Here is a 12917-nt window from a genome sequence, read left to right as displayed (position 1 = left end):
CGCTTGCCGGGAGCGAAATCGCCACCTAGTCTAGCGGTAGCGATCTTGTCCGGACGACGATCGAGCAGTGCTAAAACAAGGGACCTCATGAATCAAACGCGGACTCTCGGAACGCCACGGTTGTTGGGCATCGTCTGGCCATTCATCGCCGTTGTGTTATTTCAAGCCCTGCTGGGCGGCGTCAGCCTGTACGTTCTGTCGGCGGTTCGCGGCTACGTTGCCGGTGAAAGCCTGTGGTCCAAGGGCCAGAAAGATGCCATCTATTACCTCAATTTGTACGCCGACAGCCGCGACGAATCGATTTTTCTCAAATACCAGAACGCCATTTCCGTGCCTCAGGGCGGCCATGAATTGCGCGTCGCCCTGGATCAGCATCAACCGGACATCGAGGCGGCACGACTGGCCATCCTCAAGGGCGGCAACCACCCGGATGACGTCTCCAGCCTGATCTGGCTCTACCTCAATTTCCGGCACTTCAGTTACCTCGAAAAAGCCATCGACCGCTGGACAATCGGCGACGCGTATCTGGTGCAACTCGACAACGTTGCGCAGGAGATGCATCGGCATATCGCTGCCAGTCACGCCTCCGAGGCCGACGTCAAGCGCTGGAGGGAGCAGATATTTGCCATCAACGACGGCGTGAGCCCGGCGGCGAAGGCCTTCAGCGATGCCTTGGGCGAAGGCTCGCGGGTCATCCTGCGCCTGCTGCTGGTGACCAACCTCGCCACCGCGCTGGGCTTGATTGCGTTGGCCTTGATGCGCACGCACAAACTGCTCAAGCAGCGCCATGCGTTCGCCGAAGCCCTGCAGTTGGAGAAAGACCGGGCGCAGATCACCTTGCAGTCGATTGGCGATGCGGTGATTACCACGGATGTCGCCGGCGCGATCGCCTACATGAACCCGGCGGCCGAGGCGTTGACTCATTGGAAGGCTGAACAGGCGACGGGGCTGCCGTTGGCGGCGTTGTTCAATCTGCTGGACGAGAACGCCCAGGCCGATGGCTTTACGTTGATCGAGCACATCTTGAGTGGTCAGCTCAGCGGTGGCAGCGAACATTCCAAATTGATCCAGCGCCTGGATGGCAGCACGGTGTCGGTCACCCTGGTGGGGGCGCCGATCCGCAATGCCGGCAAGGTCAGTGGCACCGTGCTGGTGCTGCATGACATGACCCAGGAGCGCCAATACATTGCCAATCTGTCGTGGCAGGCAACCCATGATGCCTTGACCGGTCTGGCTAACCGCCGCGAGTTCGAATATCGCCTGGAACAGGCACTGCATAACCTGACGCGGCATTCGGGGCGTCATGCCCTGATGTTCCTCGATCTGGATCAGTTCAAGCTGGTCAACGACACCTGCGGCCACGCGGCGGGTGACGAGTTGCTGCGGCACATTTGCGCGTTGCTGCAATCGGGCTTGCGCGAGGGCGATACCCTGGCCCGCTTGGGCGGCGATGAGTTCGGCATTTTGCTGGAGAACTGTGCACCGGAGTCGGCGGAGAAAATCGCCGAGAGCCTGCGCCAGACCGTGCAAAACCTGCACTTCGTGTGGAAAGGCCGACCGTTCGTGACCACCGTGAGTATCGGGCTGGTGTATGTCACTCAGAACCCGACCACCCTCGAAGCCTCGCTGCGCGCGGCCGACATGGCGTGCTACATGGCCAAGGAAAAGGGCCGCAACCGGGTCCAGGTCTATCACGCCGACGACTCGGAACTGTCACTGCGTTTCGGCGAGATGGCGTGGGTGCAGCGCTTGCACATCGCGCTGGAGGAAGATCGCTTTTGTCTGTATTCCCAGGAAATCGCGCCCCTGGGTCATGTCGAGAAGGGCGGCGGGCATATCGAAATCCTGTTGCGCCTGCATGACGAAGCCGGGCGCATGATTCTGCCTGACAGCTTTATCCCGGCGGCAGAACGTTATGGCTTGATGACGTCGCTTGATCGCTGGGTTGTCGAAAATGTGTTCAAGATCATCGCCCAATGCATCGCCGAAAAGCGCAAGGGACCGCTGGCCATGTGTGCGATTAATCTGTCAGGCACAACCATCGGCGATGAGGCGTTTCTGGACTTTTTGCGGGAAAAGTTCGTTACATACGCGATACCGCCAGAAATGATTTGTTTTGAAATTACCGAAACCAGCGCCATTTCAAATCTCGGAAGTGCAATCAGGTTTATCAATGAACTCAAAGGCTTAGGCTGCCATTTTTCGCTGGATGATTTTTGTGCCGGAATGTCCTCGTTCGCCTACCTGAAACATTTGCCTGTAGACTTCCTGAAGATCGACGGGAGTTTCGTAAAGGATATGCTGGACGACCCGATTAACCGCGCCATGGTCGAAGTGATCAATCACATCGGCCATGTCATGGGTAAACGTACGATTGCCGAGTTTGTAGAAACACCCCAGATCGAGCAGGCATTGCTGGAGATCGGGGTCGATTACGCTCAAGGGTATGTCATCGAACGCCCGCATCTGTTTACCTGCGACAGTTTACAAAGTCGTCCTGCCAGGCCTCAGCCCTTGTTATTCAAGGCGCCTGGCACGTTCCGTTGAAATCTCTTGCTGATCCTTACAATCACAATCAAAAGGAGCTCGACAGTGATCGACACATTCAACCGAACCGGACCACTCATGGAAGCTGCAAGTTATCCCGCCTGGGCTCAGCGCCTGATCCAGGATTGCAGCGAGAGCAAGCGCCGGGTTGTCGAACACGAACTGTATCAGCGTATGCGTGATAACAAACTCAGCGCAAAAACCATGCGTCAGTACCTGATTGGTGGCTGGCCGGTTGTCGAACAGTTCGCGTTGTATATGGCACAAAACCTGACCAAGACCCGCTTTGCCCGCCATCCCGGCGAGGACATGGCGCGCCGCTGGCTGATGCGCAACATTCGTGTCGAATTGAACCACGCCGACTACTGGGTGAACTGGAGCCGTGCACACGGCGTCAGCCTGGACGATCTGCAAGCGCAACACGTTGCCCCTGAACTGCACGCCTTGAGCCACTGGTGCTGGCACACCAGTTCGGCGGATTCGCTGATCGTGGCGATTGCCGCGACCAACTACGCCATTGAAGGCGCGACCGGCGAGTGGTCGGCACTGGTGTGTTCCACTGGCGTTTATGCGGCCGCTTTCCCGGAAGAAGACCGCAAGCGGGCCATGAAGTGGTTGAAGATGCATGCCCAGTATGACGATGCCCATCCGTGGGAAGCGCTGGAAATCATCTGCACGCTGGCAGGCATGAACCCGAGTAAGGCGCTGCAAACGGAATTGCGCCAAGCAGTCTGCAAGAGCTACGACTACATGTTCCTGTTCTTGGAGCGCTGCATGCAACTGGAACACGGCGAACGAGCGCCGGTAGCCCGTGAGCGCAAGGAACTGGCGGAAAGCTGATCTGAAGATCACGCAATAAAACTGTGGGAGCGGGCTTGCTCGCGAAAGCGGACTATCAATCAACATCATCGTTGAAGGGTAGAACGCCTTCGCGAGCAAGCCCGCTCCCACATTTGTTTTGTAGTGTTGGTGGGGGTCAGCCCGCCATCGCCAACCGGTTGCGCCCTTCGCGCTTGGCCACATACAACGCGCTATCCGCCCGGCGCAACAGGCTCTCGGCAGACTCGCCCGGCAACAGGGTCGAGCAGCCCAGGCTGACCGTCAGGCCGATCGATTGGCCGTCGGCCGAATATTCCGCGGTCTGCGTCGCGAAACGCAGGCGTTCACCGACCATGGCCGCGGCTTCGCGGCTGGTGTTGGACAGCAGGATCAGAAACTCTTCGCCACCAAACCGGAACACCATGTCGACGTTGCGCAACTGGTTTTTGATCGAGGCGGCAACCGCCTTGAGCACATCATCGCCGGCGCTGTGGCCATGATTGTCGTTGATGTGTTTGAAATGGTCGATGTCCAGCATCAGCAACGACAAGGGTTGCAGGTGCCGACGCGACATGTCGATTTCCCGTTGCAGGGTCTGATCCATGGCGATGCGGTTGCCCGTGTTCGTCAGCGGGTCGCGCAAGGCGCTTTGCGTGGCGGCGCGGTAAAGCAGGGCATTGCGCATCGGATACAGCAACGCTGACAGCAGCGACTCAAGGTTGCCCTGTTCCTGTTCGCTGAAGCGCAGATTGCGGCGGAACACCAATTCACCCAGATGCTCGCCTTCGTGGCTGAGGCTGTAGCTGATCGAATGACGGCCGCGCAGGCCGAGTTCCAGGCGCAAATCACTGGACGTGTGTTCGTAGCTCAAGGCATCGAGCGGGACAAGTTTCTGAATTTCACGGAAGAAGAGGCCGAGAATGCGTTGCGGCTCAAGGCTGGTTTGCAGTTGCAGGCTCAGCTGCTGACGCAACTGCGCGAGACTGATGGGCCTCTCCAGAAGGGCGGGCTGATGACCAAAGCCCAGGCGTTGCAATTTGGCACTATCAAAGTCAATTGCGTTGTACTGGGAAGGTGATTTCATATGGCATGCGCCCCTAAGCAGTAAGGCTGTCTTACAAGCTGGGTGAGAGCGGCTTTGGGCTGCGCGTCATACTGGTCCGTCAGTCCCGTAGGACATTTCGTACAAGTCTAATCTGCTTTTCGGAAGATTAGTAACCATCGACTCGAGCGCTGCACCCTCTGCTTTCACACGGCGTGTCTGAGCAGATGTAGAGCGAAAGTCGTGCCATCGGTTCAATTGGATAAAAAAACCGTTCCAAATCAACCTTGTGGATATGTTGGGACGAAATGGCAGCGAATTCGATGTCATTTGTTTGACTTGAACCGCTGTAGTTACAACGTTTTTTGAATGCCGCGACGGGAATTCGTCACGGCACAAAAGCGACGCGCGGCGTTACTGAGCGTTGAACGCCTGGCCGTTGATGCCAGTGCTGTCCGGCCCCATCAGGTAGAGGTAGACCGGCATGATCTCCTCGGGCGTCGGGTTGTTCAGCGGGTTTTCACCCGGGTACGCCTGGGCGCGCATGCTGGTGCGGGTGGCACCGGGGTTGATGCTGTTGGAGCGCACGGGGGCAACGGTGTCGACTTCGTCGGCGAGGGTTTGCATCAAGCCTTCGGTGGCGAACTTGGAGACACCGTATGCGCCCCAATACGCACGACCCTTGCGACCGACGCTGCTGGAAGTGAACACCACCGAGGCGTCCTGAGACAGCTTGAGCAGCGGCAGCAAGGTGCTGGTGAGCATGAACATGGCGTTGACGTTGACGTGCATGACGCGCATGAAGTTCTCGCCGGACAGCTGTTCGATCGGCGTGCGTGGGCCAATGATCGATGCGTTGTGCAGCAAGCCGTCGAGGTGGCCGAATTCGCTTTCGATCATCGCCGCCAGCTCATCGTATTGATGGGGCAGGGCGGTTTCCAGGTTGAACGGGATCACCGCCGGTTGCGGATGGCCGGCGGCTTCGATTTCGTCGTAGACCTGAGTCAGGTTGGCTTCGGTCTTGCCCAGCAACAACACCGTGGCACCGTGCGCCGCGTAGGTTTTCGCCGCGGCAGCGCCGATGCCTCGACCAGCGCCGGTGACCAGGATGACCCGGTCCTTGAGCAATTCAGGGCGGGCGGAATAATCAAACATAAAAAACCTCACAAAACAGAAGACACATCGCGGCGCGGCCATCGCGGGCTTGCCCGCGAAGGCGTCAGCATTCACGCCACATTCCCGGAATCCGCAATCGGCACTCAGCAGCTGCAAAGAGCGCTGTCGAGCACCTTGCGCAACTCCAGCGGATGATCGACCACCACATCCGCGCCCCAGTGCCGAGGGTTGTCGTCCGGGTGAATGTAGCCAAAGGTCACGGCGGCGGTCTTGGTGCCGGCATCGCGCCCCGACTCGATATCGCGCAAGTCATCACCTACGAACAACACGCTGGCCGGATCGAGATTGAGCATCTTGCACGCCAGAATCAATGGCTCCGGGTCCGGTTTGCTGTTCTTCACATGATCCGGGCAGATCAATAGTGCCGAGCGCTCGGCCAGCCCAAGTTGCTGCATGATCGGCTCGGCGAAGCGCAGCGGCTTGTTGGTAACCACGCCCCAGATCAGGTTGGCTTTCTCGATGTCGGCCAACAGTTCGCTCATGCCGTCGAAGAGTTTGCTGTGAACCGCACAACCCACCAGGTAGCGCTCCAGGAACTCCAGGCGCAGCTCCTCGAAGCCCGGCGATTCCGGGTCCATGGAGAAGGTCACGGCGACCATCGCCTTGGCGCCGCCGGAAATCTCGTCGCGAATGTGCTTGTCGTTGATCGGCGGCAAGCCACGATCGGCGCGCATGGCCTGACAAATCGCAATGAAGTCCGGCGCGGTGTCGAGCAGGGTGCCGTCCATGTCGAAAAGGACTGCTCTGATACGCATCGGCTTACTCCTCGCGCAGGGTCTGGATCATGTAGTTGACGTCGACATCGGACGCCAGTTTGTAATGCTTGGTCAGCGGGTTGTAGGTCAGGCCGATGATGTCCTTGACGGTCAGGCCGGCCATGCGGCTCCAGGCCCCCAGCTCGGAAGGACGGATGAATTTCTTGAAGTCGTGGGTGCCGCGCGGCAGCAGCTTCATGATGTATTCGGCGCCGACGATGGCGAACAGGTACGCCTTCGGATTGCGGTTGATGGTCGAGAAGAACACCTGGCCGCCGGGCTTGACCATGCGGAAGCAGGCGCGGATCACCGAGGACGGATCCGGCACGTGTTCCAGCATTTCCAGGCAAGTGACCACGTCGAACTGCTCGGGCATTTCCTCGGCCAGGGCTTCGGCGGTGATCTGCCGGTATTCGACGCTCACGCCCGATTCCAGCTGATGCAATTGCGCAACCGCCAGCGGCGCTTCGCCCATGTCGATGCCCATGACGGTCGCGCCACGCTGGGCCATGGCTTCGCTGAGGATGCCGCCGCCGCAGCCGACGTCGAGGACTTTCTTGCCGGCCAGACTGACCCGTTCGTCAATCCAGTTGACCCGCAGCGGGTTGATGTCGTGCAGCGGTTTGAACTCGCTTTCGCGGTCCCACCAGCGATGGGCCAGGGCTTCGAATTTGGCGATTTCGGCGTAGTCGACGTTGCTCATGGTTTAAGTCCTCTAAAACTTGAAAAATCCTGTTGCCCCGGCGTTAGGTCCGGGGTGCTTACAATTCGGTATGACCGCTGATGCGCTGGCCCCAGGCCTTGGCGGTGGCGCAGAGCTGTTCTTCATCCAGGCGGGTCAGGCGACGGTCGTCGAGCAGTTGCTTGCCGGCGACCCAAAGGTGCTTCACGCAATCCCGGCCTGTGGCGTATATAAGCTGCGAAACCGGGTCGTAGATCGGTTGCTGCGCCAGCCCCGAGAGGTCGAACGCGACGATGTCGGCCGCTTTGCCGACTTCCAGCGAGCCGACTTCAGCTTCGATGCCCAGTGCCCGGGCGCCGTTGAGCGTGGCCATGCGCAGGGCGCTGTGGGCGTTCAGTGCGGTGGCCGAGCCGGCGACGGCTTTGGCCAGCAGGGCGGCGGTGCGGGTTTCGCCGAGCAGGTCGAGGTCATTGTTGCTGGCGGCGCCGTCGGTACCGACGGCCACATTGACGCCCGCTTGCCACAAACGCTCCACGGGGCAGAAACCGCTGGCCAGCTTCAGGTTCGACTCCGGGCAATGAATCACATTGGTGTTACTTTCTACCAGCAGCGCCAGGTCTTCATCGCTGATCTGCGTCATGTGCACGGCCTGAAAGCGCGGCCCCAGCAAGCCCAGGCGCCCGAGGCGGGCCAAGGGGCGCTCGCCACGCTGTTCGACCGATTGCTGCACTTCGAAAGCGGTTTCATGCACGTGCATGTGAATCGAGGCGTCCAGTTCTTCGGCGATTACCCGGATTTTCTCGAGGTTTTCGTCGCTCACGGTGTAGGGTGCGTGAGGGCCGAAGGTGATTTTGATGCGCTCGTGGTGCTTGAGATCGCCGAACAATTCGACGCCCTGACGAATGGCGTCGTCCGCCGTGCTGGCGCCCGGTATCGGGAAATCGAGGATCGGAATGGCGATTTGCCCGCGGATGCCGCTGTTATGGACGCACTCGCTGGCAACCTTCGGGAAGAAATACATGTCAGAGAAGCAGGTGATGCCACCTTTGATCTGCTCGGCGATGGCAAGGTCGGTGCCATCGCGTACAAAGGCTTCGTCGACCCACTTGGCTTCGGCCGGCCAGATGTGGTTTTCCAGCCAGGTCATCAGCGGCAGATCATCGGCCAGGCCGCGGAACAGCGTCATCGCCGCATGCCCGTGGGCATTGATCAGGCCGGGGCTGAGCAGCATGTCCGGCAGTTCGCGAACTTCAGTTGCGTTAAGCTTCAGTGCAGCCGCACGCGGGCCGATAAAAACGATGCGCCCGTCACGGATGCCGAGGGCGTGCTCCTTGAGGACAACGCCAGCAGGTTCGACGGGTACCAGCCAGGTCGGCAGCAACAGCAGGTCGAGCGCAGCAGCAGTGTTCGGCATCGAAGGTCGGTTCCAGTGCTTTTGTAAAGGATGGCGAAGTATACCCGAGCGTCTTCGCGGGGGGATCGCTATAATCGGCGGCTTTTGTTCATGAGTGCGGGGTGAGGGATGCGCGATCGACTGTTGGCTGCGGAGAAAGTGAAGGCCATCGATTGGCGTGATGGCGCCCTGTACCTGCTGGATCAGCGTATTTTGCCGTTCGAAGAAACCTGGATCGCCTACACCAGTGCCGCTGGCGTGGCTGAAGCCATTCGTTCGATGGTCGTGCGCGGCGCGCCGGCCATTGGCATCACTGCCGCCTATGGCGTGGTGCTGGCTGCTCGCGCCCGGTTTGCTCAGGGCGGTGAATGGCAAGCGGCGCTGGAAGAGGATTTCGCGCTGCTGGCCGACTCCCGTCCGACTGCGGTCAACCTGTTCTGGGCCCTGGGTCGCATGCGCGACCGGCTGGAGCGCCTGAAGCATCATGCCGATCCGCTGGCGGTGCTGGAAGCCGAAGCCATCGCCATTCATGAAAGTGATCGCGAAGCCAATCTGACCATGGCGCAACTGGGCGTTGACCTGATCCGCAAGCACCAGGGCAATGCCCAGGCGATCCTGACTCACTGCAACACCGGCGCACTGGCCACCGGCGGCTTCGGCACGGCGCTGGGGGTGATTCGCGGGGCGTTCATCGAGGGCATGGTCGAGCGCGTGTATGCCGATGAAACCCGTCCATGGCTGCAAGGCTCGCGACTGACTGCGTGGGAGCTGGCCAACGAGGGCATTCCCGTGACCGTCAATGCCGACTCCGCCGCGGCGCACATCATGAAAACCAAAGGCGTGACCTGGGTGATCGTGGGTGCCGACCGGATCACCGCCAATGGTGACGTGGCCAACAAGATCGGTACTTATCAGCTGGCGGTGAACGCCATGCACCACGGTGTGCGCTTCATGGTGGTGGCGCCGAGCTCGACCATCGACATGAACCTGGCCAGTGGCGACGACATTCCCCTCGAAGAGCGTGATGGTCGCGAATTGCTGGAAGTCGGCGGCAAGCGGCTCGGTGCCGACGTTGACGCGTTCAATCCGGTGTTCGACGTGACCCCGGCGGACTTGATCGATGCGATTGTCACTGAAAAAGGCATCGTCGAGCGTCCGGATACGGCGAAAATGGCGCTATTGATGTGCCGTAAGCGGTTGCATTGAGAGCGTCCGGCGCCTTGTGAATCGCCATCGCCAGCAGGCTGGCTCCCACAGGTTTTGTGACCGACACCGATCCTGTGGGAGCCAGCCTGCTGGCGATGAGGCCCTCAAAGTCAATAAACATCCGTAATTCAGCGGCCAATTCTGCATTCGGAGCGGCTCTAAGCCTCTCTCGTCCGCTTTCAGCCTGTCACCGGTCAACTAACTATGCTCCATGCGCATCAGGGGGATAGGTGCGTGGCGGCTCTTGTGATAACATCCGGCGTTTTCCGAGGCAGTCCCGCGGGGTTGTCTTTACTGCGCAGATCCATGGCATAACTCGTTGATTTGTCGTAAGTCGGTGCATGGCACTCAGCCTGCGTCGGCGAGCTTCGTTCGTCCCATATGGATGTGACGAAGTTTCACCAGAAAAAGGAATCAGGCTTCTCATGGGCGAACTGGCCAAAGAAATCCTCCCGGTCAATATCGAAGACGAGCTGAAGCAGTCCTACCTCGACTACGCGATGAGCGTAATTGTCGGGCGGGCACTGCCGGATGCGCGCGATGGCTTGAAGCCCGTGCACCGGCGTGTGCTGTTCGCGATGAGCGAGCTGGGCAACGACTTCAACAAGCCGTACAAGAAATCTGCCCGTGTTGTCGGTGACGTGATCGGTAAGTATCACCCTCACGGTGATACCGCGGTGTACGACACCATCGTTCGGATGGCGCAGCCATTCTCCCTGCGCTACCTGCTGGTAGACGGTCAGGGCAACTTCGGTTCGGTGGACGGCGACAACGCCGCGGCCATGCGATACACCGAAGTGCGCATGACCAAGCTGGCGCACGAGCTGCTGGCTGACCTGCACAAAGAAACCGTGGACTGGGTGCCGAACTACGACGGCACCGAAATGATCCCGGCGGTCATGCCGACCCGTATTCCCAACCTGCTGGTCAACGGCTCCAGCGGTATCGCCGTGGGCATGGCGACCAACATTCCGCCGCACAACCTCGGTGAAGTCATCGATGGTTGCCTGGCCCTCATCGACAACCCTGAGTTGACCATCGATGAGCTGATGCAATACATCCCAGGTCCGGACTTCCCGACCGCCGCGATCATCAACGGTCGCGCCGGCATCATCGAAGCCTACCGTACCGGTCGCGGGCGCATTTACATGCGTGCCCGCTCGATGATCGAGGACATCGACAAAGTCGGTGGCCGCCAGCAGATCGTCATCACCGAACTCCCTTACCAGCTGAACAAGGCCCGTCTGATCGAGAAGATCGCCGAGCTGGTGAAAGAGAAGAAGCTCGAAGGCATCACCGAACTGCGCGACGAGTCCGACAAGGACGGTATGCGCGTCGTGATCGAACTGCGTCGCGGCGAAGTGCCTGAGGTGATCCTCAACAACCTCTACGCCCAGACCCAGCTGCAAGCGGTGTTCGGTATCAACATCGTCGCGCTGATCGACGGCCGTCCGCGGATCCTGAACCTCAAGGACCTGCTGGAAGCCTTCGTTCGTCACCGTCGCGAAGTCGTTACCCGTCGTACCGTGTTCGAACTGCGCAAGGCGCGCGAACGGGGTCACATCCTCGAAGGTCAAGCGGTTGCCCTGTCGAACATCGACCCGGTCATCGCCCTGATCAAGGCGTCGCCAACGCCGTCGGAAGCCAAGGAAGCGCTGATCAAGACTGCGTGGGAATCCAGCGCTGTAGTCGCGATGGTTGAACGCGCCGGTGCCGACTCGTGCCGTCCGGAAACCCTCGACCCGCAATACGGCCTGCGTGAAGGCAAGTACTTCCTGTCCCCGGAACAGGCGCAAGCCATCCTGGAACTGCGTTTGCACCGCCTGACCGGTCTGGAACACGAGAAGCTGCTGGCCGAGTATCAAGAGATCCTCAACCAGATCGGCGAGCTGATCCGCATCCTCAGCAGCGCCACGCGCCTGATGGAAGTGATCCGCGAAGAGCTGGAAGTGATCCGCGCCGAATACGGCGACGTGCGCCGCACCGAGATTCTCGATGCCCGTCTCGACCTGACCCTGGGTGACATGATCCCGGAAGAAGAGCGCGTCGTGACCATCTCCCACGGTGGCTACGCCAAGACCCAGCCATTGGCTGCGTACCAGGCTCAGCGTCGTGGCGGTAAAGGCAAATCGGCTACCGGCGTCAAGGATGAGGACTACATCGCTCACCTGCTGGTCGCCAACAGCCACACCACGCTCTTGCTGTTCTCCAGCAAAGGCAAAGTGTACTGGCTGAAAACCTATGAAATCCCGGAAGCCTCCCGCGCTGCCCGTGGTCGTCCGTTGGTCAACCTGCTGCCGCTGGACAGTGATGAATACATCACCACCATGCTGCCGGTCGATGAATACACCGAAGGTCACTTCATCTTCATGGCCACTGCCAAAGGCACCGTGAAGAAGACCCCGCTGGAATCCTTCAGCCGTCAACGCAGCGTCGGCCTGATCGCGCTGGAGCTGGACGAAGGCGACGTACTGATTTCCGCGGCCATTACCGATGGCGAGCGCGAAGTCATGCTGTTCTCCGACGGCGGCAAAGTAACCCGCTTCAAGGAAACCGACGTTCGCGCCATGGGCCGTACTGCTCGTGGTGTTCGCGGCATGCGTCTGCCGGAAGGTCAGAAGCTGATTTCCATGCTGATCCCGGAAGAAGGCAGCCAGATCCTCACCGCTTCGGCCCGTGGTTTCGGCAAGCGCACGGCGATCACCGAGTTCCCTGAGTACAAGCGTGGCGGCCAGGGCGTTATCGCCATGGTCAGCAACGACCGTAACGGTCGTCTGGTCGGCGCGGTCCAGGTGCTCGACGGCGAGGAAATCATGCTGATTTCCGACCAGGGCACGCTGGTTCGTACCCGTGTCGACGAAGTCTCCAGCCTGGGTCGTAACACCCAGGGCGTGACCCTGATCAAACTCGCCAGCGATGAAACGCTGGTCGGTCTGGAGCGGGTTCAGGAGCCGTCGGAAGTCGAGAGCGAAGAGCTCGAAGGTGAAGAGCTCGAGGGCGAAGAGGGTGCAGTGTTCGACGGTGAGGTCGTGATCGACGACGTGGCCGAAGACCAGCAACTCGACGCCGCCGCCGACGAAGAACCACAGGAGTAAGCGGGCAAACAGGGGGCGGATGAAAATTCGCCCCCTTGTTGTTTGTCTGTAATGAAATTTCGACGCCCATGGAGATCGAGTGTGGGAGCGGGCTTGCTCGCGAAGACGGACTGACATTCAACATCGATGTCGCCTGTTAAACCGCTTTCGCGAGCAAGCCCGCTCCCACATTGGATCTGCGTCGACTGATATGTTTGCGTGA

General features: G+C 59.9%; 9 protein-coding genes. 4 read left to right on the top strand and 5 right to left on the bottom strand.

The window, feature by feature from the left end; all coding sequences use genetic code 11:
- Nucleotides 1-87 precede the first annotated feature (87 nt).
- A complete protein-coding gene (locus ACA057_RS23420) occupies nucleotides 88-2547 on the top strand; it encodes an EAL domain-containing protein (RefSeq protein ID WP_497342738.1) in 2460 nt (819 codons plus the stop codon).
- Nucleotides 2548-2625: 78 nt separating this feature from the next.
- Complete coding sequence (locus ACA057_RS23415; protein WP_497342736.1) at nucleotides 2626-3387, top strand: iron-containing redox enzyme family protein; 762 nt, start codon at nucleotides 2626-2628, stop codon at nucleotides 3385-3387.
- Nucleotides 3388-3523: 136 nt separating this feature from the next.
- Here the strand turns inward: ACA057_RS23415 and ACA057_RS23410 are convergent, their stop codons facing one another.
- The 5 genes from ACA057_RS23410 to ACA057_RS23390 all read right to left on the bottom strand — a co-directional run bounded on the left by ACA057_RS23410 (nucleotide 3524) and on the right by ACA057_RS23390 (nucleotide 8435).
- A complete protein-coding gene (locus ACA057_RS23410) occupies nucleotides 3524-4450 on the bottom strand; it encodes a GGDEF domain-containing protein (protein WP_497342734.1) in 927 nt (308 codons plus the stop codon).
- 372 nt (nucleotides 4451-4822) lie between these two features.
- Nucleotides 4823-5563, bottom strand: coding sequence for a YciK family oxidoreductase (locus ACA057_RS23405; RefSeq protein WP_123406840.1), 741 nt, complete (start codon nucleotides 5561-5563; stop codon nucleotides 4823-4825).
- A gap of 104 nt (nucleotides 5564-5667) precedes the next feature.
- Nucleotides 5668-6339 (bottom strand): N-acetylmuramic acid 6-phosphate phosphatase MupP, encoded by a 672-nt coding sequence (mupP, locus tag ACA057_RS23400; protein ID WP_497342732.1) that lies wholly within the window; start codon nucleotides 6337-6339, stop codon nucleotides 5668-5670.
- Nucleotides 6340-6343: 4 nt separating this feature from the next.
- A complete protein-coding gene (ubiG, locus tag ACA057_RS23395; RefSeq protein WP_056856461.1) occupies nucleotides 6344-7042 on the bottom strand; it encodes a bifunctional 2-polyprenyl-6-hydroxyphenol methylase/3-demethylubiquinol 3-O-methyltransferase UbiG in 699 nt (232 codons plus the stop codon).
- A 58-nt stretch (nucleotides 7043-7100) separates the two neighbouring features.
- Nucleotides 7101-8435 carry a TRZ/ATZ family hydrolase gene (locus tag ACA057_RS23390; RefSeq protein ID WP_497342729.1) on the bottom strand — a complete coding sequence of 445 codons (1335 nt, stop codon included), beginning with the start codon at nucleotides 8433-8435 and terminating at the stop codon, nucleotides 7101-7103.
- A gap of 108 nt (nucleotides 8436-8543) precedes the next feature.
- Here ACA057_RS23390 and mtnA point away from each other — a divergent pair, with 108 nt between their 5' ends.
- Both mtnA and gyrA read left to right on the top strand, forming a co-directional pair.
- Nucleotides 8544-9620, top strand: a complete 1077-nt coding sequence (gene mtnA, locus ACA057_RS23385) for an S-methyl-5-thioribose-1-phosphate isomerase (protein WP_497342727.1) — start codon at nucleotides 8544-8546, stop codon at nucleotides 9618-9620.
- 425 nt (nucleotides 9621-10045) lie between these two features.
- A complete protein-coding gene (gyrA, locus tag ACA057_RS23380) occupies nucleotides 10046-12715 on the top strand; it encodes a DNA gyrase subunit A (RefSeq protein WP_497342725.1) in 2670 nt (889 codons plus the stop codon).
- The last annotated feature ends 202 nt before the right edge of the window (nucleotides 12716-12917 follow it).

It is taken from the genome of Pseudomonas sp. LBUM1661 (genome assembly GCF_059695925.1).
This window is presented reverse-complemented; position numbering and strand designations above follow the sequence as displayed.